At 64.5% G+C, this 19,601-nt stretch carries 17 protein-coding genes, 2 tRNA genes and 2 pseudogenes; 6 read left to right on the plus strand and 15 right to left on the minus strand.

The window, feature by feature from the left end:
• Positions 1-114: 114 nt before the first annotated feature.
• Both SLW56_RS17015 and SLW56_RS17020 read right to left on the minus strand, forming a co-directional pair.
• Positions 115-993, minus strand: coding sequence for an arginase family protein (locus SLW56_RS17015; protein WP_320695212.1), 879 nt, complete (start codon positions 991-993; stop codon positions 115-117).
• A 1-nt stretch (position 994) separates the two neighbouring features.
• Positions 995-2,062 (minus strand): GNAT family N-acetyltransferase, encoded by a 1,068-nt coding sequence (locus tag SLW56_RS17020; RefSeq protein ID WP_320695213.1) that lies wholly within the window; start codon positions 2,060-2,062, stop codon positions 995-997.
• 112 nt (positions 2,063-2,174) lie between these two features.
• On the opposite strand from SLW56_RS17020, the gene SLW56_RS17025 reads away from it, so the two are divergent.
• Together SLW56_RS17025 and SLW56_RS17030 are read left to right on the plus strand one after the other, a co-directional pair.
• Entirely contained in the window at positions 2,175-2,450 is a 276-nt protein-coding gene (locus SLW56_RS17025; protein WP_010342598.1) for an acyl carrier protein, read from the plus strand.
• 6 nt (positions 2,451-2,456) lie between these two features.
• Positions 2,457-3,695 (plus strand): beta-ketoacyl-[acyl-carrier-protein] synthase family protein, encoded by a 1,239-nt coding sequence (locus tag SLW56_RS17030; RefSeq protein ID WP_295935473.1) that lies wholly within the window; start codon positions 2,457-2,459, stop codon positions 3,693-3,695.
• Between the two features lie 65 nt (positions 3,696-3,760).
• Here SLW56_RS17030 and SLW56_RS17035 read toward each other — a convergent pair whose 3' ends face one another.
• Positions 3,761-5,116, minus strand: a complete 1,356-nt coding sequence (locus tag SLW56_RS17035; protein WP_198526533.1) for an aminotransferase class III-fold pyridoxal phosphate-dependent enzyme — start codon at positions 5,114-5,116, stop codon at positions 3,761-3,763.
• Positions 5,117-5,238: 122 nt separating this feature from the next.
• Positions 5,239-5,931, minus strand: coding sequence for an MtnX-like HAD-IB family phosphatase (locus SLW56_RS17040; RefSeq protein WP_026143941.1), 693 nt, complete (start codon positions 5,929-5,931; stop codon positions 5,239-5,241).
• 229 nt (positions 5,932-6,160) lie between these two features.
• Here SLW56_RS17040 and SLW56_RS17045 point away from each other — a divergent pair.
• Positions 6,161-6,384 (plus strand): annotated as a pseudogene (locus SLW56_RS17045) (tyrosine-type recombinase/integrase); the annotation flags it as partial.
• 430 nt (positions 6,385-6,814) lie between these two features.
• Here SLW56_RS17045 and SLW56_RS17050 read toward each other — a convergent pair.
• The 10 genes and pseudogenes from SLW56_RS17050 to SLW56_RS17095 all read right to left on the minus strand — a co-directional run bounded on the left by SLW56_RS17050 (position 6,815) and on the right by SLW56_RS17095 (position 17,202).
• Positions 6,815-7,078, minus strand: a complete 264-nt coding sequence (locus SLW56_RS17050) for a hypothetical protein (RefSeq protein WP_320695214.1) — start codon at positions 7,076-7,078, stop codon at positions 6,815-6,817.
• Positions 7,079-7,122: 44 nt separating this feature from the next.
• The gene (locus SLW56_RS17055) at positions 7,123-7,449 is read right to left on the minus strand and encodes a hypothetical protein (RefSeq protein WP_320695215.1); all 327 of its coding nucleotides are present in this window, start codon (positions 7,447-7,449) and stop codon (positions 7,123-7,125) included.
• 465 nt (positions 7,450-7,914) lie between these two features.
• The gene (locus tag SLW56_RS17060; protein WP_320695216.1) at positions 7,915-8,211 is read right to left on the minus strand and encodes a hypothetical protein; all 297 of its coding nucleotides are present in this window, start codon (positions 8,209-8,211) and stop codon (positions 7,915-7,917) included.
• Positions 8,212-8,265: 54 nt separating this feature from the next.
• The gene (locus SLW56_RS17065; RefSeq protein ID WP_320695217.1) at positions 8,266-8,556 is read right to left on the minus strand and encodes a hypothetical protein; all 291 of its coding nucleotides are present in this window, start codon (positions 8,554-8,556) and stop codon (positions 8,266-8,268) included.
• 327 nt (positions 8,557-8,883) lie between these two features.
• Positions 8,884-9,348: pseudogene (locus tag SLW56_RS17070) on the minus strand (RHS repeat-associated core domain-containing protein); the annotation flags it as partial.
• A gap of 315 nt (positions 9,349-9,663) precedes the next feature.
• A complete protein-coding gene (locus SLW56_RS17075) occupies positions 9,664-10,170 on the minus strand; it encodes a hypothetical protein (RefSeq protein ID WP_320695218.1) in 507 nt (168 codons plus the stop codon).
• 235 nt (positions 10,171-10,405) lie between these two features.
• Entirely contained in the window at positions 10,406-14,422 is a 4,017-nt protein-coding gene (locus tag SLW56_RS17080; RefSeq protein ID WP_320695219.1) for an RHS repeat-associated core domain-containing protein, read from the minus strand.
• 523 nt (positions 14,423-14,945) lie between these two features.
• Positions 14,946-15,032 (minus strand) — tRNA-Leu (locus tag SLW56_RS17085).
• 188 nt (positions 15,033-15,220) lie between these two features.
• Positions 15,221-16,627 carry an oxygen-independent coproporphyrinogen III oxidase gene (gene hemN, locus SLW56_RS17090; RefSeq protein ID WP_295935477.1) on the minus strand — a complete coding sequence of 469 codons (1,407 nt, stop codon included), beginning with the start codon at positions 16,625-16,627 and terminating at the stop codon, positions 15,221-15,223.
• Between the two features lie 44 nt (positions 16,628-16,671).
• A complete protein-coding gene (locus SLW56_RS17095; RefSeq protein ID WP_017912671.1) occupies positions 16,672-17,202 on the minus strand; it encodes a group III truncated hemoglobin in 531 nt (176 codons plus the stop codon).
• A gap of 142 nt (positions 17,203-17,344) precedes the next feature.
• Here SLW56_RS17095 and SLW56_RS17100 point away from each other — a divergent pair, with 142 nt between their 5' ends.
• The 3 genes from SLW56_RS17100 (at position 17,345) to SLW56_RS17110 (ending at position 18,994) form a co-directional block, all read left to right on the plus strand.
• Positions 17,345-17,650 carry a hypothetical protein gene (locus tag SLW56_RS17100; RefSeq protein WP_051067605.1) on the plus strand — a complete coding sequence of 102 codons (306 nt, stop codon included), beginning with the start codon at positions 17,345-17,347 and terminating at the stop codon, positions 17,648-17,650.
• Positions 17,651-17,751: 101 nt separating this feature from the next.
• On the plus strand, positions 17,752-18,783 hold the full coding sequence (locus SLW56_RS17105) for a 4Fe-4S dicluster domain-containing protein (protein ID WP_152239478.1): 1,032 nt from the start codon (positions 17,752-17,754) through the stop codon (positions 18,781-18,783).
• Between the two features lie 135 nt (positions 18,784-18,918).
• Positions 18,919-18,994: transfer RNA gene (locus SLW56_RS17110), tRNA-Gly, on the plus strand.
• 153 nt (positions 18,995-19,147) lie between these two features.
• On the opposite strand, the gene SLW56_RS17115 is transcribed toward SLW56_RS17110, so the two are convergent.
• Complete coding sequence (locus SLW56_RS17115; protein ID WP_320695220.1) at positions 19,148-19,594, minus strand: DUF4087 domain-containing protein; 447 nt, start codon at positions 19,592-19,594, stop codon at positions 19,148-19,150.
• Positions 19,595-19,601 lie beyond the last annotated feature (7 nt).

Genomic DNA, 19,601 nt, shown 5'->3' on the forward strand with positions numbered 1-19,601 from the left:
TGACAACGCGCCGGTCGTAACGACGACAAAATCCTGCAGGCGCGGCTTCATCCGCGAGAAGCGATACCGGTCATGCCCTCGCGGTTGAAGCCGCGCCCACAGAAACGGGCCGCGCTAGCCGACGCTGGCCGCGTCCAGCGCCGCGAGCAGCCGCAGGTTCAACGCGTGCTGCTGCGCCTGCCACGCCGCCAGATCCGTCGGCGACGGTTCGGGTTGCGCATCCAGCGCCGCCAGTTTTCGCTTCCACCATTGCGGGTAATGGGCCAGCGAGACTTCGCCGGTGATGTCGCTGCCGCACACCTGCCCGCGCAGCGCCTCGATCGCCTGCAGCAACTGCGGCACGCGCAGTTGGCCCTGGTCCCAGTTGGTGCGCACGTCCTGCGGATCCAGCACGTCCTTGTCCAACGACAGATAGGTCGGCATCGGCGTGCGCCGCAAGTGCTCGACGAAGGCGTCGCTCAGTTCGCTCACGCTGTCGAAGCCGCGCACCGCCTGGCCCAGGCCCAGCCGCCGCGCCCAGCCCACGTCCACGCCGCTGCACCAGTAGCGCAGCTTGCCGCGGTACAGCGGCAACAGGTGGTTTTCCCAGGCATGGCCAGGGCCGACGTCGCCGGAGGTGATGCCGGCCACCTCGACCTGCGCCACCTGCGGCAGCGCGGCGATGCGGCGCACCCACGAGCCGCAGTGCACGCCGAACGGGAAGCGCATGTTGTCCGGATGGTTGTCGAACACCACCACCCGCAACGGCGCCTGCGCGCGCTGCGCCAGGCGTACGATCAACGGCAGGCTCAGGTGATGGAAATCGCCGCTGCCCAGCAGCACGGTGCCGTACTGCGCCGGCAGCGCCTGCTCCAGCGCCGCGCCGAAGCGGCGCAGCCGCGCCATCGAGCAGGCGAAGCGCAGACCATCGCACCAGTCGCGCAACGGCAGGCGCACGGCATCGGGCACGGCGCCCAGCGAATCATCGAGATCGAGCAGGACCGGGGTGCGCATCTCAGTCCTCCTCGGCGGTATCGGCGGCCGACCCGACGTCGTCGGATTCGAACAGCGGCCGCAGCCGCCGCAGCACGGCGCGCAGCAACGGATTGCGCAGGTACACCGCATGCCAGGTGTAGGTGAAGCTGGCGCCGAGCTGGGCCTTCACCTCCGGATCGGTCCAGCCGGCGACGTAGGCGATGAGGCCATGGCGGCAGGCATAGTCGAGGTTCTCGATCCAGCTCAGCGCGTACAGGTTGTGGTCGCGTGCATCCGGGTAGTGCAGGCCGATGTACTTGTCGAGCAGCCGGCCCTCGTGCACGTAGCACAGGTTCCAGCCGATGATGCGGCCCTGGTGCCGATACACGAATACCTGCCCGCCCGAGTCGGCGTCGGTCAGCAGCGCGTCGAAGAACGGCTCGGTCAGCAGGTCGAAATGGATCTCGCTCTGCGCGTACACCTCCTGGTACAGCGCATAGCAGTGCGCGCGCAGCGCCGGATCGGCGAAGGCCGGGCCGGTCGGCAGCACCTCGATCTCCAGATCGGCGCGCGAGCGCAGCTTGCGGCGGATGTTGCGCCGGCGCCCGCGTGAGAGCCGCGCCAGGTACTCGTCAGTGGAGGCGAAGTCGATCGGCACCCAGGCCAGCGCCTGCCCGCGCAGCAGCACGTAGCCGTTGCGCTCGCAGGCGTCCAGGAACGCCTGCGCCCAGGCGTTGTCGGCCTCATCCAGCAGCGGCGAGCGCTGCGGCACGTCCTTGACGATCATCAGTGCGCGGCGCCGGCCCAGTTGCGTACGCCACTGCCGCGGCAACTGCACCGGGTCGGCCGCGCGCGGCAGCCAGGCGTACTCGCTCACGGTGCTGCCGACGAAGCTGGTGCGCGGCCGCAGCAGGCGCTGCCACAGCCGCTGTAGCGGCAGCCGCGCCACCTTCGCGCGCAGCGCGGGTTCGGCGGTGGTGAGTAGGTCGAAATCGGCCTCGAAGGCCGGCACCCCGTGCTCCAGGGGCTGGATCAGGAAACCGGCTGGCGGGTGCTGCAGGAACTGCCGCTGCAAGGCCTGCGGCTCGAGTTGGTTGACGAAAGGCATCTGCAAGATTGATCGTCTAGCGTGGAGAATGGATGCTGCGGCCCAGGCCGCAGCGTGCGATCCACCGGCGGCGGGCGCCGCACGGTGGCCCTTCATTTCGCGGAGCACTGCCATGACCCCGTCCATCGAGTCGCAAATCCACAGCATCGTCGCCAAGCATGGCGAGATCGACCCGGCGCGCCTGACCCCCGATGCCAAGCTGCAGGACCTGGGCGTGGATTCGCTCGAGGCCATCGAAATCCTGTTCGACATCGAAGAACACTTCGACATCACCTTCCCGCAGCGCGACCCGAACCTGGACGACGGTTCGCTCGGCAAGCTGGTGCAGGCGGTCGAGGACGCGCTGGCGGCCAAGGCGGCGGCCGGCGCGGCGCAACCGGCGCACTGACGCGCCATGGGCGCCTCCCCGCACGCGCGGCGCGTCGTGGTCACCGGCATGGGCGCGGTCAGCGCGCTCGGCCTGGGCGCCGAGGCGCTGTGGAGCGCGATGCGCGAGGGCCGCAGCGGCATCGCCGCCCTGCCCTCGCCCGATCCGCTCAGCACGTTGAAGATGCGCGTGGCCGCGACCCTGCAAGGGTTCGCTCCGGATGCCACGCAGACCGGCGGCATTGCCCCCGGCCAACTCGATCGCATGACCCAGATGGCGCTGGTCGCCGCCCGCGAGGCGATCGCCCAGGCCGGCCTGCCGCACGGCGATGCCGCGCTCGGCGCGCGCTGCGCGGTGGTGGTCGGCACCGGCGTCGGCGCCGAACTCAGCCGCGACGAACAATCGCGCCGGCTGTACCGCGACCAGGCCGAACGCCTGCATCCGCTGACCATCGTGCGCAGCATGGCCAATGCGCCGGCCAGCCAGATCAGCATCGCCTTCGGCCTGCGCGGCCCGGCCTTCGCCGTCTCCAGCGCCTGCGCCTCGGCCAATCACGCCTTCGCCCAGGCCGCGCTGATGGTCCGCCATGGCTTGGCCGACGTGGCCATCGCTGGCGGCAGCGAAGCCTGCCTGAGCCTGCCGCTGATCCGCGCCTGGGAAGCGATGCGGGTGGTCAGCGACGACACCTGCCGGCCGTTCTGCGCGCAGCGCAGCGGCCTGGTGCTGGGCGAAGGCGCCGGCATGTTCGTGCTGGAAAGCGCCGAGCACGCGGCCGCCCGCGGCGCGCTGCCGCTGGCGGAACTGGCGGGGTTCGGCATGAGTTCCGATGCCGGCGACATCGTCGCGCCCAGCGTCGACGGCGCCGCCACGGCGATGCGCCTGGCGCTGCAGGACGCCGGCCTGGCGCCGGAACAGATCGATTACGTCAACGCCCACGGCACCGGCACGCAGGCCAACGATCGCTGCGAAACCCAGGCACTGCGTCAGGTGTTCGGTGCGCACGCCGAGGCGCTGGCGGTCAGCTCGACCAAGGCGGTGCACGGCCATGCGCTCGGCGCGGCCGGCGCGCTGGAACTGGTGGCGGCGATCGGCGCGCTGCGCGAGCAGGTGGTGCCGCCCACGGCCAACTTCTTCGATGCCGATCCCGAATGCGATCTGGACTACGTGCCCAACCAGGCGCGCGCCCGCCAGGTGCAGGCGGTGCTGAGCAATTCCTTCGCCTTCGGCGGACTCAATGCGGTGATCGCGCTGCGCGCGGCGGGCTGAAGCGCCCGCCGCCGCAAACAACGGCGGGAGGCAACGCGAACCGCGCGCGTCGTCTCCCGCCCGGCTCATGCGACCTGCTTGGCGCGGGTCAGCAACTGGTCCAGCAAGGACAGGCCCAGGTCGATCTCTTCGTGGCTGATGTGCAGCGACGGCGCCAGCGTGATCACGTTCTTGTAGTAACCGCCCACGTCCAGGATCAGGCCGATGCGCTTGCCGTTGTGGCGCAACTCGCCTTCCAGGCCCATGTCGACCATGGTGTCGAGCAGCTTGCGGTTCGGCGTGAAGCCGTCCGCCTGGCAGATTTCCGCACGCAGGGCCAGGCCCAGGCCGTCGACGTCGCCGATTTCCGGGTGGCGCTTCTGCAGGTCGCGCAGGCCGTCCAGGAAGTGCGCGCCCTTGGCCATCACCATCGACTCGTAGTCGGTCTCGGCCAGCATGCGCATGGTTTCCAGGCCGACCGCGGTGCCCAGCGGGTTGGAAGCGAAGGTGGAGTGGGTCGAACCCGGCGGGAACACGGTCGGGTTGATCAGCTCCTCGCGCGCCCAGATGCCGGCCAGCGGGTTCAGGCCGTTGGTCAGCGCCTTGCCGAACACCAGCACGTCCGGGGTCACGCCGAAATGCTCGATCGCCCACAGCTTGCCGGTGCGGAAGAAGCCCATCTGGATTTCGTCCACCACCATCAGGATGCCGTACTTGTCCAGCACCCGCTTCAGGCCGGTGAAGAAGTTCGGCGGCGGGATCACGTAGCCGCCGGTGCCCTGGATCGGCTCGACGTAGAACGCCGCGTACTCGCACTGCCCGGCCTTGGGATCCCACACGCCGTTGTACTCGGTCTCGAACAGGCGCTCGAACTTGGCCACGCACTGCTCGCCGTACTCTTCCTTGGACATGCCCTTGGGGCCGCGGAAGTGGTACGGGAATTCGATGAACTGGGCGCGGTCGAAATGACCGAAGCGGCGGCGGTAGCGGTACGACGAGGTGATCGCCGAGGCACCGAGGGTACGGCCGTGGTAGCCGCCTTCGAAGGCGAACACCAGGCTCTTGCCGGCGCTGGCGTTGCGCACCAGCTTCAGCGAGTCTTCCACCGACTGCGCGCCGCCGACGTTGAAGTGCACGCGGCCCTTGCGGCCCCACTTGCGCTCGGCGTCGACCGCGATGGTCTTGGCCAGCTCGATCTTGGTCGGGTGCAGGTACTGGCTGGCGACCTGCGGCAGGGTCTCGATCTGGCGGGTCAGCGCCTGGTTCAGGCGCGGATTGGCGTAGCCGAAGTTGACCGCCGAGTACCACATCTGCAGGTCCAGGTACGGCACCTCTTCGGTGTCGTACAGGTAGCTGCCGTCGCAGCGGCCGAAGATGCGCGGCGGCTCGCTGTAGTGCACGGTGTCGCCGTAGGAGCAGTACTGGGACTCGTCGGCCAGCATCTGCGCATCGCTCAGCGCGCGCTGGTGGTCGGCACCGGTGCGCAGCAGCGCCTCCGGATCGGGCGCGGCATCGCCATGCAGCGGTGCGAGCGAGGAAAGCGAAACATTCCGGTTCATCGGGATCAGGCTCGTTGGGTGACGGGAAGCGGGAAGGACACGGTGGTGGTCGCCGGCACCGCCAGGTCGGGCAGCAGGGCGATGGCGTCGTCGAAACCGGTGATCGCGCAATGGGCGATCCCGTTGGCGCGGCAATGGCGCAGCAGCCCGTCCTTGGCGAACACCAGGTCGGCCTTGCCGGCCAGGCAGAAATCGGAACGGCCGTCGCCGATCAGCAAGGTGGCGCGCTCTGGCGGCTGCTGCGCCATGACCGCGCACTTGCAGGTGCCGCTGGGGCAGTCCGGGCGCGCATGCGGCGAGGCCATGCGCCATTCGCCCGCGTCGGTGCGCAGCAGGCGGTTGGCGATGATCGGCAGGTGGTGCAGGCCGTGGCGGGCCAGGATCCGGGCGATGCCGTAGTCCAGGCCGTCGCTGACGATGCTCAGCGGGATGCCCAGGCGTTCGGCCAGCGCCACGAAGCGCACGAAGGCCGGGTCGATCCGCACCGCATCCAGCACCCGGTGCAGCGCATCGACGTCGCCGTCGAGCAGCGCGACCTGCTTGCTCATGCACTCGCGGGCGCCGATCCGACCGGCGACCCAGTCGTCCTCCAGTTCCTGCCAACCGGGGCGTCCGAGGTGCTCGAGCAGGCTGTCGGTCACGTCCTGCAGGGACACGGTACCGTCAAAATCGCAAAGGATGTTCCATTGGGCGCGCAAGGTGGCTCTCCGGCTGATGGGGGCAGAGCCTAGGCACGCTGTCTTTCGCACTCCTTTCGGCGAAGTGAAAGAAAGCGGAGCGTTCACATTGGGCGTGGTAGGCCGGGCCCCGGCTCGTCCCCAACACGCCTAAGTCTGGGATGCGGTGCATGCAAGCGAAGCGTGGTCTCAGCCGAAGTGACAGCCCGTTCTCCGCCCGAAAAGCGTTCACCCCTGCGCGAGTGCGGCGAATGTCGGCACGCACGGCATTCGCCATCGTTCAGCCACGGACATCGCCAATTCGGGGTGCCAGTCAAGGTCGGCATGGCACTGACCGCACACAAGACTGTGGCGATGTTCATGCGCTACGTACATACCGAGGACGATCCGGTGCGGCAAGCCGCGGAGTTGGTGGCCAATCGGCGCAAGTCGGTCGTTGGCGCCCCCTCGGAAGCGAATGAGATACCTTCATGACCCGGCACAGCTGCGCCGACTGGATCACTATCAATTGATTGCGTTGAAGAAGGCCTGGTACATGCCTACCTGCCAATGATTAGGGAAGACAGCCTCATTGATACCGGGCTTAATTAAAATATCCTTCATAGATTCACAAGACATTCCCAACTTCTTCATGCCATCTATTTGACGTACGACCGTCCCCCTTTGCTCCGCGGCTTCAGTAAGCATGCGATCAGTCGCTTCATTTCATGACTACTCTGGTTTTATGAATAAGCATGTTGAAATTAATGAATCCATCTTGAGCAGGCCGTAGCGGCATTACAAGCGAGATAGTACGTCAGCACTAAACCATTCGATGAATAATTACCGAGGAGGCCCACTTGGATCGCCGATAACGAGAATCCGCCAGCTAAATGCTGGCGGATTTTCCCAATTAATTCTTGCATCAAAGGTTAATGGCAACTCCATCCTCATCAACAATTTTCACATCGCCCACCATGGATTTGGCAAATTCGATCGCCAATTCAGTTGCTTGACCTGCATCAACGCCTAAAATTTTGACGTCTTTCTTTAAGATGCAAGACATATGGACAACACAGTAAAAATCGTCAGAATCAACCGAATTAATTGGCTCCGATATCGCAATTAAAAAAGGCTCACAAACTCCATCTCGCTTAAGAAATGCTTCAACCTTCATTTCTTCCGCCATCAAGGAAAAATGCGAAAATCATGTCTTTGAAGCAGCGAATGTGCTCAGTCTTCGAAATAAGGCTCGCCAGAGCCCCAAAAGAAATTATATCCATACTTGTTGGCTATTCCCTTTAAAAGCAAGTCCACATCCGCGGCCTGTTTGAGCGCATGGACATGATCTATGCCATAAATATAAATGCCTGGCACGGAAATTCCCAGAAATTCCACTAAGCATTTTGCGGCTCCATCATCAATCCGAGCATTTGAATCACCTGGCTCAACTTTAGTTGGCGAGAAAATTCTCACTCTAAATTCCTTCAATTCCTTGTTGCTGGATTCAGAGAAAAGAAGAACTCTTTCAGCCACAACGCTTCCGCGATCACTTGCCATTATTCGTATCCCATGCATTGACGATAGCTTGTATTTGCTGCCTCATAACATGCCATTCTTTTTCTTGGAGGCAGGCGATAGCAGGTGTTGAGTATACTATCCTTCAAGGCTTGACAGTTTCGTCGCAGCTTTTCATCTGCATCGCATTCAGCACTCACGTTATAACGACTGCCTCCAGGACTGAAGCTGCCGGCCAAAGCGTTCTTGCTCGTACGACAGCTTTCGGCGAGAGCAGTAGCTCCGGGTTAGACCGTGAACGACCGGAACCAGCCTGAAGCCGCCTCGCCAAAGTCGGTTCCTTAGAGCGGCGGCTAACACGCCCCTTCTTGCGTCGTTGACGCATCTTGTCGTAGCACTCGTACTGCCTGCGATGCGGCGCATAGCCAGAACCGCTTCGCTGGGTCGTGTTAGCCGCTCTAAAGGTCTGGTGACGCCAGCAGCAGCTAGCGCCACACGTGGGCCATTTCACCATCCGTACCTAGCTTTGACCTCTATCAATGAAGCACGGAGTTGATCGACATCAAACATATCCCCTTTCAACTGCTCCGTAGTGAGGCATTCCACAGGAGTGCCCGGTTCCGTCGCCGTCAATGCTGAACCAGTTTCGTAATAGCTATAGACGTCTTGAAAATACCAGGTATCACCATCCACATCTTCGTCAGAAAGATTCACTCCGAGGAACACATAAGCTCTTATTTCTGGGAAGCGCATCTTCGGGTCAAGATATGTGACTCTGTAATAAATTGAACCGACATTCTTCATCCAACCGCCTCACTCGCAACTCAACCACATCACGGTGAATCAGGGGAGTTCACGTTAGTAGCGCTTGACCCTGATCTCTTCCAACAAATCATGGAGCCGATCTGCATCCAGCATGTCGCCCTTCAACTCGTCCTCTGTCAGGCATACCACTGGAATGTCGGGTTCTGTTGCGGTCAGAGCTGAACCAGATTCATGGTAACTAAAGACGTCTTGAAAGTACCAGGTGTCTCCCTCCACGTCTTCATCGGAAAGATTCACCCCCAGACAAACGTAAGCTCTTATGACGGGCAAGCGCATTGCCGGATCCAAGTAGGTAAGCCGGTAATAAATTTCGTCAACTTTCATGCAGCCACCTCATTGGCAGGCAAAGAATTCTTCGTCAGCGCAATTGCAATTGACCGTGCGCTGTTCCGACTTGATCGGTCTACCGTTCTGAGCTCCCTTTGTCTTCCAACTGATAGACACATAGCAGCCCTCGACCCGTGTTGGGCACCGAGCCCTGCAAATGTCCATTTCGGCTGGTTTGCAGGAATCCGTGCGCGGCAACCCCCTGCTCTCACTGTAGGGCAGAGACTCCGAGGGAACCGGCATCACCGGATCCACAGGAAGCGGCGCAGTTCTCGGGATCAGCCTGGGCAATACCGGATTGAGACGCGGCAGCACCATCGGAGCGAGCCCACTCGGATCAGAAGCGGAAAGTGGACTACTCGACACGTACGCGTAAGAAGCAATGCCGCCGCTCAACCCGATGGGATCACTCTGCACATATCGTCCCTTACTCGGCTCGTAATCGCGGAAGTAGTTCTGATTGAGCCCACTCAGCGCGTCGTAACGTTGGCCCGGGAAGCGCATATCGAACACGAACACAGTGCCGTCCTTGTCCGGATCCTGGTCCGGAGCGGTAGTGCCGAAGGCCTCGCCTTTCAGATCCCAGCGCCAGATCGCCACGTCGCGGACCGGGTCGATCACCGCGCGCGGCGTGCCCAGGTGGTCCGGCTGCACGTAGCGCAGGGTGGTCTTGGCTAGCACGCCGACCGGCAGATCGTCCAGCCAGATAGCCTGCTGCACGACCGCACCGTTGTTGTCGTAGTCGCCCAGCCATTGGCCGTTCTCGTCATACAGCGTGTAGGTGTTCGACAGCACGCGGCCGGCGCCGTCGTAGGCCAGGTACTCCGTGACCTGGCCGACCGCATTGGTCACCTTCCACAGATCGCCCTTGCGGTGCGGGCAGGTGGTCGGGGACGTGGCGCAAGTGCTGTCGTCTGTGGCGTAGTAGGCGTACGTCACCTTGTCGGTTAAGTGCCGTTCTTGATGGAGGGGATGGCGAGGTTGGTGATCTGCTTGATTCGTCGAATGATTGGAGTCTTGCACTTCGCATCGCAGTCAACGTCTACGTACGCAGACGTTTTGGCCGATGAGCCGGGACCTGAGGTACAGCCCCGCTCAAGCTCATCATGACGGTTTAAAGCTTGGTCTTTTATCAGACCTAGACCTCAGGCTTTCTACGTCTACCAAACCCCGTCCAGGCACCCAAAACCTCATGCCATCAGGAATTCGAACTACATCGCTTCGGGCGCGCCCCACTTCGCCAATTTCGATTAATGCAAAAGCCCTCAAGAACAGTGCAGAGCTAACATAATAATCGTATTCTTCTCGCTCACTAACTTCCATGAGGGCATCCAAGGAACTAATTGCCCCGGGATAATTTGATGACCTAATGTGCACTCCCGCCAAGTCAAAGTAATCTGCCGGCTCGTTTGTTCTGTCAGATAAATCTGACAGAATTTGTGTCGCCTTTTTCAAATCCCCCAACCCTACAAGAGCAGATGATTTCTCACGCAAAGCCTCATCATTAAATGGATCCGAAGAAAGAATATCGTCGCACATGTCAAGTGCGATTTGATAATCGCGCTTCTCCACATGTCTTCTGATTTCCCTCAATTCCTTCGGTATGTCCACTCTCATCTCCCATAGTCCACAGAATTTCCGCCACAACGCTCGCTCACCAGTCCTGCTGCGCAGCGGTACAGATCAGTATACCCGCCGGTAACCCCGGTGACACTCCGTTTCTTCTTCCTGCCGGCCCGCTGCAGCATTTGTTCATAGATAAGGTCGCGGCATCTCTTATAGGCATTTTGCCATTGCGTGTCGCAGTCACTTTCATCATGGGCGTCCGTGCATGCTTGGACCATCTTTATGGCATAGGGCACATTGCCGGGATGATGGTCATCTGATTGAACGCGGGCATCATCACCTCAAGAGGGGAGGGAAGCTCAACCTTTGGCTCGTTGAATTCCAGCTCTCTGTCTCGGTCACCTGCGTACACTGGGGGGACGTATCTGAATCCAATCGCCCTAGATGCCTGCAACCCAAAAATATCGGATGCACCGATAGGATTCGAATCTACATAAGAAAACGTGGAAATACTCGCCGGAAGGCCCGTGGGATCGCTTTGCGCGTAACGCCCCGTCCCAGGTTCATAGTCGCGGTAGTAATTCTGGTTGAGTCCGCTCGCGGCGTCGTAGCGCTGGCCTAGAAAGCGCAGGTTGAATACAAAGGCTGCGCCGTCCTTGTCCGGGTCCTGATCAGGGGTGGTGGTGCCAAATGCTTCGCCCTTGATATCCCAGCGCCAGATGGCGACATCGCGCGCCGGATCGATCACCGCGCGCGGGGTGCCCAGGTGATCCGGCTGAACGTACCGCAGCGTGGTCTTGGCGAGCACGCCCACCGGCAGATCATCCAGCCAGATCGCCTGTTGCACAACAGCACCGTTGTTGTCGTAGTCGCCCAGCCAGTGGCCGTTCTCGTCGTACAACGTATAGGTGTTGGTACTGCCCACACGCCGCACCTGCTCGCCACGGCCGTTGTAGGCATAGTTCGCGACGGTGGTGCCGCTGCGCTTGACCTGGGTCAGTCGGCCATTTGCTCCATATACGTACTGCACGGCGGTGCCACCGATCGCGGTGGTGTTGCCGGCTGCGTCATAGCTGCGTGCGGTACCGGCCACGCTGCTCAAGCGATGGCTGGTGGTCGGATAGCTGTAGGTCTGCGTGCTGGTATTGACCTTGGCGCTGAGGCGGTTGCCGGTGGCGTCATAGGTGTAGCCGTCGATCACCGTGTCGGTCGGACCATCCTTGAACGCAGTCAGCCGGCCCAGCGGGTCGTAGTCCAGCTTGATGACCGGAGCGGTGTTGCCCGGTGCGGTCAGCGCGCTGAGGTTGCCGACCGGGTCGAAGGCAAAGCCCACCGCCAGGCCATCGCTGCGGGTGTCGTTGACCGCCAACGGGCGATAGTCCTGGTCCAGCACGCGCTGCATCGGACGGCCGTTGCCGTAGGTCCACCCGGCCACCGGGCCGAACGGATAGTAGGTGGCCTGATTCAGCAGCACCTGGCGGGTGCCGCCGGGTGGGGTCACCCCGACCTCGGTGGTCTGGCCCTGGGCGTTGCGCACGTAGTCCACCACCGCCCCATCCGGGTAGGTCAGGCGGCTCAGCTGCCCGGCCTTGGTGTAGGCGTAGCGGACCACGAACACCTTGCCGTTGGTGGTCTGCACCTTGCGCACCAGATCGCCGAAGCGGTCGTAGCAGTAGTCGGTGCTGCCGCTGCCGTCCTGCATCCGGGTCAGGCGGCCCACGCCATAGGTCTCGCCGCTGGCGCAGGTCGTCTGACTGACGTCGTAGGTATAGCTGACGTTGAGGCTGGTGGTCGGATAGGTGACCTGGGTCAGCCGGTTCAGCGCGTCGTAGCCGTAGCTGGTCTTGATGTTGCGCGCATCGGTCTGGGTGGCGCGGTTGCCGGCGCTGTCGTAGGTGTAGGTGGTGCTGCCGGTGTCCGGGCTGGTGAGCTTGGTCAGGTCGCCCAGGCCGTTGTAGGCGTAGGTGGTGTCCAGGCCCTTGGGATCGGTGACCTTGGTCAGGTTGTCCAGTGCGTCGTAGCCGAAGGTGGTCTCGGCGGCGATGCCGCCCACGTCCTGCAGGGTGCGCGCCAGCCGGTTCAGCGGGTCGTAATCGTTCTGGGTCACGTGACCGAGCGCGTCGGTGACGGTCTTGGTGTTGCCGTTGGCGTCGTAACCGAAGTCGGTCGGATCGCCCTGCGCGGTGGCCTGCGTGGCCAGTTGGCCAAGCTGGTTGTAGATGCGCGACAAGGTGCGCTTGAGCGTGCCAGACGCGTCCTTGGTGTCTTCCTTGAGCCGGTTGCCGGCATTGTCCAAGGTGTAGTGGATGGTATTGCCTGCGTTGTCGGCGATATCGGTCAGCCTGTGCGCCGCGTCGTAGGTGAAGCGGGTGAACGCGCCATCGGGCTGCGTCACCTGCTTGACCAGGCCAGTCGGCCAGTAGTCGATCGCGGTGATGCGATCGTCGTTCTCGCTGCTGTCGTCGGCCCCACGCACCTTGCTGGCGGTCAGCCAGCCGCGCGGGTGATAGGTGTAGTCGGTGACCACGCCATTGGTGTTTCTCGCCGACAGCACGCGGCCGGCGCCGTTGTAGGCCAGGTACTCCGTGACCTGGCCGACCGCATTGGTCACCTTCCACAGATCGCCCTTGCGGTGCGGGCAGGTGGTCGGGGACGTGGCGCAAGTGCTGTCGTCTGTGGCGTAGTAGGCGTACGTCACCTTGTCGGTGACGTCACTGCGCGGGCCATCCACCGAAGTCACCTGGCCCACCAATGGGCAGCGGCCCGCATCGACGTCGGCCTGCTCGCAGTAGGTCGTCGTAGAGGTACGGGTCGTACCAGTGGCGGGGTCGGTACGCGAAGCCGTGAGCGCCTGACCGCGCGTGTTGTAGGTCCAGCTCCACCTCGACACCAATGCATTCGACGCATCGTAGATGCGGCGCTCGGATGGCATCCTGAAATCGGCATGCCAGTCGGTCTGCTCCGTACGTTTCTGCCCGTCCGTATCGTTGGCCGCGCTGATCCTCTGGGTCAGCAGGCCGCGGCTGTCGTAGTCATCATCGGTCGTGACACCCTTGAAGTCGGTGAGCAGATCCGGGTATCCGTTGGCGTCGTAGCTGCGCTGGCTGACCTGCGAAGCTCCGCATTGGCTGCACAGCTGGTCAACCGCCGTCTGCTTGGCACGGCCAAGGGCGAACTCGTACGAATAGGTGACGACATTGCCCAGCGCGTCGGTCACCTGCGATTGCTGGGAGCCGAAGCTGATCGCCACATGGTCGATGTCGCTGTCCGCGCCGCCGTGGCGACTTGCCACGGCGCGGCCCTGACTGTCGTACTCCCAGTTTGCATAGGCCTGGCCGGATTCATCCACGATGCCGGTCAGCAGCAGCGGATCGTTGCTGTCGCCATAGACGTAGCTCAGGGTGGAGAACGCCGGCGTCGTGGCATCCGTGGTCTGGTACTGGACTTTGCTCAGGTTCTGCTGGACATAGGCATACTTCACCTGCCGCCCATCCGGCCGCTTGACTGAGGCCAATCGTTCATTGGAATAAGTGAACTGCAGCCGGCGGCCACGTACGTCGGTGACGTCCTGTAGCGCGCCGCCGCTGGTGTAGCGGAGAGTCAGGATGTCGCCATCGAGGTAAGCGATGCGCGCCAGCTTCCCATTCATATCGAAGCGGTAGCGGGTTTCGTCGGCACCCACGACGTCCCAGCCGGTCTGCGCCCCGCCTTGCATCACCGGCAGCAGGCGTTCCTGCACGTCCGCGTCGGTTTGCCACACGTCCTGCCCCTGGTTGACGAAGCGATAGCTGTCGCCGCTGGGCAGGTTGAGACGGCGCACCGGCGTGCTGCCCTCGTCAGCGGACGTCAGCGCAATCTGGAAGCTGTGTCTCCAGCGCGGCCCCAAGACGCTTCCCGGATTGGCATCGATGGCTACGCTGCTGTAGTGGCGCTGCAGCGACAGGTGACCGGGTGCATCGCGCACATCGACCTCGGTCTGGAGCTTGATACCGAGCGCCGCGTTGATTGGATTGCCCACCTGGATGGACCCGGAGGTCACGCTGCATTGGTTGTTCTTCCCTACATCCCAGGGCTTCGTCGCCGCACCGCCGCAATACTCGGCGATGATGTCGGGATTATTGCAGTAGTACGTGCCGAGACCGAAGTCGGCATTGCCTGCGTCGCTACGGCAATTCTGTGTGCCTGGAACCGCGCCGGCATCCTGATACAACGCCGCGCACTCCGATGGCACCTCAGCCCTGGCCGGCACGAGCGCCACGCAGCAGAGCACCCCCCACATCCATGCAAATCGACTCATCCTGTCGTCTCCCGTTCGTCCTGCGGGCGGTCGAATGCGGCAACGCGGCATCCTTCCGGCGTCGGTCGCTGCCGCACGAGCGGCAAGCGAGCGCCGCCGACTCTAGCCAGCTTCTCTTTCCAAAGTGTTAAGACGACTGGGGTCTATTGCGTGGGAGTCGAGATCCAAGCCCAATTCCGGGGGCGGCGCTTTGGTCTCAGCCAATCTTCGGTCTCGGCTTACGCATTCCGCCACGTCCACCGATCCTGCATGACCTGATGCAGCAGTGCAGGTATCTTCAACTTTCAGGAATTCCGGACATTCAGCGTTCCGTACTCCTAGAAAGCCTCTTTCTGATCGTGACCGATTACGCGGTGAAAGTGGCTACAGGCCACTGAAGACCCTGCAGCTGCTCCGGCTTCCTCGCGCCAGTTGACACCACAGCACATCACCGAAGCGCTAGCGATTTAGTCGGCTGCACAAAAACTGCACAGCGGCCAAGCCGATCGGAGCCGCATGAAGCACTGAAACTCTTACGCACCAATGGTGCCCGGAGCCGGAATCGAACCGGCATGGGGTCGCCCCCGGCGGATTTTAAGTCCGATGCGTCTACCAGTTTCGCCATCCGGGCCTGGTGGCGCGTAGCGTGCCTGATCGCGCGGCGCTTGTGAACCGCGGGGCCATGCCGATCCGCCATGCGCTCGAGAACGAGAGGCCACATGCCAGCATCGGCAGCCCTAAGTACCGCCACCGAAAAGTCCCCGGCACCGCCGCCACGGCGGCACCGGGGATGCCAACGGCAAGCGTGATTCGCGGCACTCAGATCGCGCGCGAGTAGCGCGCCGGCTGGTCGGGCTGGCGCAGGTAGCGGTCGAAGCACATGGCGATCAGGCGCAGCAGCGGGCGGCCGCGCGGGGTGGCCTGGACCACGCCGTCGCGATAATCGGCCAGGCCGTCCGCGCACAGCGGCGCCAGTGCGCGCAGTTCCTCGCGGAAATAGCTGGCGAAGTCGATACCGTGGCGCTGCGCCACCGCTGCCGCGTCCACCCGCCCCTGGCACATCAGCTGCTGGATCAGTTCGGCGCGCAGGGCGTCGTCGGCACTGAGCTGCAGGCCGCGCAGCACCGGGCTGTCGCCGGCGTCCACGGCCGCTTCCCAGGCCGGCAGGTCGCGCTGGTTCTGGCTGTAGCTGGCGCCGATGCGGCTGATCGCGCTGACCCCCAGGCCCAGCAGGTCGGTGTCGGCGTGGGTGGTGTAGCCCATGAAGTTGCGGTGCAGGCTGCCCTGCCGCTGCGCGCGCGCCAGGTCTTCCTGCGGCAGCGCGAAGTGGTCCATGCCGATGTACTGGTAGCCCGCTGCAGAGAGCCTGCTGACCGCGAGGCCGAGCAGGGCCAGCTTCTGCTCGGCATCGGGCAGATCGGCGTCTGCGATGCGCCGCTGCGCCTTGAACAGCTGCGGCATGTGCGCGTAGCCGTAGACCGCCAGGCGGTCCGGGCGCGCCGCGATCACCGTCTCCAGGGTCTGTTCGAACCCGGCCAGGGTCTGCCGCGGCAGGCCGTAGATCAGGTCGACGTTGACCGAGCGCATGCCGTGCAGGCGGCAGGCGCGCAGGATGTCCAGCGTCTCGTGCACGCCCTGGCGGCGGTTGATCGCCTGCTGCACCAGCGGGTCGAAATCCTGGATGCCCAGGCTGGCGCGATTGAAGCCCAGTTCGGCCAATGCGGCGATGTCCTGCGGCGTCACCGTGCGTGGGTCCAGTTCGATGGACATCTCGCGGTCCGGCGCCTGGCTGAAGCGGAACAGCCCGCGCAGGCCCTGCACCAGTTCGCCCAGCAACTCGGGAGCGAGGAAGTTGGGGGTACCCCCGCCCAGGTGCAGTTGCACCACCTCGCGCTCGCCCTCGAAACACGCGGCCATCATCGCGGCCTCGCGCAGCAGCCGCTGCACGTAGGTGCGGCCGCGCTGCGGGTCGCGGGTGATCACCCGATGGCAGCCGCAATAGAAGCAGGGATTGCGGCAGAACGGCACGTGCACGTACAGCGACAGCGGCCGCCGCGGATCGCTGGCCTGGACCGCGGCGAACAACTGCGCCGGGCCGAAACCGGTCTGGAAATGCGGCGCGGTCGGGTACGAGGTGTAGCGCGGGCCGGGACGGTCGTAGCGGCGCAGCAGGTCGGCGTCGAAGGTCCAGGCGGCGGAGGGATCGGGCGCGGTCAGGATGTCCATGCCCCGAGCATGCGCGGCGCCCGGCACGGCCGCCTTGACCTGGATCAATCCGCGCACGCAGCCGGCGGCAGCGGCGATGCCGGCTCGAACGGGCGCCAGCTCATCTGGTGGCGGCGCCAGAACGTCTCGGCGATGCGCTGGGCGATGTCGTCGGCCAGCAGCCGCATCGGCGTGTTGGGCAGCTCGGCGGTGGTGGCGCGGAACAGGCCCAGCCAGCGCTGGAACAACAGTGCGCTGAGTTCGCGCATGGCCATGTGCCGCGGCATCGGCGCGCCGCGGAAGCGGCGGGTGCCGCGCAGCATCGCCGACCAGAAATCGCACAGCTGCTGCTGGTGCGCGTCCCAGTCCTCGATGTGCGCGGCGAACACCGCCGACAGATCGGCGTCGGCGCGCACGCGGCGGTAGAACGTCTCCACCAGCGCCTGCACCTCGGCCTCGCTGCACAGGTCCGGCCCCGGCAAGGGCATGCCCTCGATCTGGTCCTGCATGGTCCGCTCCACGTCGCTCGACGCCGACAGTCTCCACGCCGCCACCGCGGCGGCCTTGATCAGGATCAATGTCGGCACGGCCGGCACTGCCTAGTCTGCCGCTGCGGCATGCGCCGACGCCGGTGTCGACGGGGGATCGGCGGCCAGGCGGCTGGCAGGCGCGGCGACGTGTGTGGCGCTGCCCCCTTGGCGCATGCCGCATCCTCCTTTCGCGATGGAATCCACCGTCATGGCCTCTCCCGACGATCCGCTGCTCGACCCGCTCGATCCCGGTACGCCACGCCCGCTGGTGCAGCGGCTGGGGGTGATCCTGTGGCCGAGCTTCCTGGTGGCCGGCGCGATGAGCGTGCTGTTCTTCGCCCTGGTCGATCCGCTGGCGCTGCGCGACATCACCTTCCCCGGCCGCCAGCTGAGCCGCGAGCTGGGCTATACGGTGGGCTTCTTCATGTTCTGGCTGGCGACGCTGGCCTCGAGCCTGCTGACCGGCTTCCTGTTGCGTCCGGCGCCGCACGGCGACGCCGCGCCGCTGTCCTGAGCCGGCTGCCGATGCCTCGCCCGATCCACTTGCATGTCGTCACCTCCGCCGCAACCACGGCAGGACCGGCGCCGCCACATCGGTACACGCAGTTCCGACGCGTGGTGCTGTGGCTGCTGTTCGCCGCCTTCTACCTGCTGCCGTGGCTGCGCTGGCAGGGCCGGCAGGCGCTGCTGCTGGACCTGCCGGCGCGGCGCTTCGACGTGTTCGGCTGGACCCTGTGGCCGCACGACGTCGGCTGGCTGCTGCTGGCGCTGGGCGCCGCCGCGGCCTCGCTGGCGGTGCTCACCACCCTGGCCGGGCGCCCGTGGTGCGGTTTCGCCTGTCCGCAGACGGTGTGGAGCCATGCCTTCGCCTGGATCGAACGGCGCTTCGCCGACTGGCCGGCCGCGGCACGGCACCTGCTGTGGGCGACCGTGGCGCTGTGGACCGGGGTCAGCTTCGTCGGCTACTTCGTGCCGATCGCCGACCTGGTCGCGCGCCTGCATCCGTTCGCCTGGAGCGGTGGGGAGACGTTCTGGGTACTGTTCTATGCACTGGCCACCTGGGGCAACGCCGGCTTCCTGCGCAGTCAGGTCTGCCGCTACCTGTGCCCGTACGCGCGCCTGCAACCGCTGCTGTGCGACCGCGACACGCCGCTGGTCGGCTACGACGCGATGCGCGGCGAACCGCGTGGCGCCCGCGCATGCGGCACTGGCAGCATCGCCCAGCGCGGGCGGCGCCTGCTCGACCCCGTCACCGCCCGCGACTATGCCGTGCGCGCCAGCATCGCCCAGCTCGCCGGCCAGGGCGGCAGCCGCGGCGAGGCCCTGGCCGCGTATGCCGGCACCCTGCCCAAGTTCAGCGCCGAACAACTCGGCGACTGCGTGGCCTGCGACGCCTGCGTGCAGGCCTGCCCGGCCGGCATCGATCCGCGCAATGGTGCGCATTACGCCTGCACCGCCTGCGGCGCGTGCGTCGAGGCCTGCGACCGCAGCATGGATCGCCACGGTTTCGCCCGCGGCCTGTTGCGTCTTGCCGGTGCCAATGCCATCGATCGCCAGCCGCGGCACTGGTGGCGCCGGCCGCGGCTGCTGGGCGGCGCCGCCACGCTGCTGGCGGCGTTGCTGGCGTGGTGGTGGCTGGCGGCGTGAGCCGGGCCGAGTCGACCGTGGCGACTCGTTGGGCGCGGCGGAACCGCTGCCGCCCCCTGGGGCAGCGACGGACATTTTTTTGCAACGAAGGGCTAGCGCACCTGCTGGCAGGCGTGTAGAATGCGCGGCTCCCAAGCGGGAATAGCTCAGTTGGTAGAGCGCAACCTTGCCAAGGTTGAGGTCGCGAGTTCGAGTCTCGTTTCCCGCTCCAAATAGCGTCACTTGCTTTCTACGATGCAAGTGAACCACCGAAAAAAGGAGCCCAGGCTCCTTTTTTCGTTTTCGCGGTCTGCGGACTCGACAGCGACGCTGCCCGAATCAGCGCCGATCCGCCAATCCGCCAATCCGCCGCGCAGCGAACCTCTTACTTCAGCGGATTCTCCGGCTCCCTGCCCCGCAGTGCCTTGTCCTGCCGGCAGGTCTTCAACGGCTGGGCCGTCGCCGACTCGATCGCGGCCACCTCGCGGGTGTCGTCACGCGCATGCACCTTCAGGCAGGCGCAGCCGTAGCCGGCGCTGCCCGTCCCGGTCGCCACCCAGCGCGCCTGGGAGAACGTCGGCCATGTGCCCTCGGCCTGGTGCCCGCCCTGCTGGCCGACCGTCCACTCGCCGTCCTTGTCCACGAGCGTGGCGTTGCCTGGCGAGGGATTGTCGAACCAGCCGCAACGCGTGACGGCACCGGCAGGCGGCGTGGCATCGGCGACAGCGCACAGGCCGGTCATGGCAGCCAGGGCCGCACCGAACACGCTGGCGAAACGCAAAACAGGTCGCGATGGATTCATGACATCAGGATCGAGGGACGAGACCGGCATCATCGCA

Origin of the sequence: Xanthomonas sp. LF07-6, assembly GCF_034105445.1 — a bacterium.
Taxonomy (GTDB): Bacteria; Pseudomonadota; Gammaproteobacteria; order Xanthomonadales; family Xanthomonadaceae; genus Xanthomonas_A; species Xanthomonas_A sontii.

What these genes read in the sequence shown, in the direction of transcription:
- SLW56_RS17035 (WP_198526533.1), bottom strand. Translation starts at nt 5,116, where the DNA reads ATGCTGGCCGACGAGTCCCAGTACTGCTCCTACGGCGACACCGTGCAC.
- SLW56_RS17115 (WP_320695220.1), bottom strand. Translation starts at nt 19,594, where the DNA reads ATGCCGGTCTCGTCCCTCGATCCTGATGTCATGAATCCATCGCGACCT.
- SLW56_RS17100 (WP_051067605.1), top strand. Translation starts at nt 17,345, where the DNA reads ATGGCCTCTCCCGACGATCCGCTGCTCGACCCGCTCGATCCCGGTACG.
- SLW56_RS17050 (WP_320695214.1), bottom strand. Translation starts at nt 7,078, where the DNA reads ATGGCGGAAGAAATGAAGGTTGAAGCATTTCTTAAGCGAGATGGAGTT.
- SLW56_RS17030 (WP_295935473.1), top strand. Translation starts at nt 2,457, where the DNA reads ATGGGCGCCTCCCCGCACGCGCGGCGCGTCGTGGTCACCGGCATGGGC.
- SLW56_RS17080 (WP_320695219.1), bottom strand. Translation starts at nt 14,422, where the DNA reads ATGAGTCGATTTGCATGGATGTGGGGGGTGCTCTGCTGCGTGGCGCTC.
- SLW56_RS17060 (WP_320695216.1), bottom strand. Translation starts at nt 8,211, where the DNA reads ATGAAGAATGTCGGTTCAATTTATTACAGAGTCACATATCTTGACCCG.
- hemN (WP_295935477.1), bottom strand. Translation starts at nt 16,627, where the DNA reads ATGGACATCCTGACCGCGCCCGATCCCTCCGCCGCCTGGACCTTCGAC.
- SLW56_RS17055 (WP_320695215.1), bottom strand. Translation starts at nt 7,449, where the DNA reads ATGGCAAGTGATCGCGGAAGCGTTGTGGCTGAAAGAGTTCTTCTTTTC.
- SLW56_RS17025 (WP_010342598.1), top strand. Translation starts at nt 2,175, where the DNA reads ATGACCCCGTCCATCGAGTCGCAAATCCACAGCATCGTCGCCAAGCAT.
- SLW56_RS17065 (WP_320695217.1), bottom strand. Translation starts at nt 8,556, where the DNA reads ATGAAAGTTGACGAAATTTATTACCGGCTTACCTACTTGGATCCGGCA.
- SLW56_RS17015 (WP_320695212.1), bottom strand. Translation starts at nt 993, where the DNA reads ATGCGCACCCCGGTCCTGCTCGATCTCGATGATTCGCTGGGCGCCGTG.
- SLW56_RS17020 (WP_320695213.1), bottom strand. Translation starts at nt 2,062, where the DNA reads ATGCCTTTCGTCAACCAACTCGAGCCGCAGGCCTTGCAGCGGCAGTTC.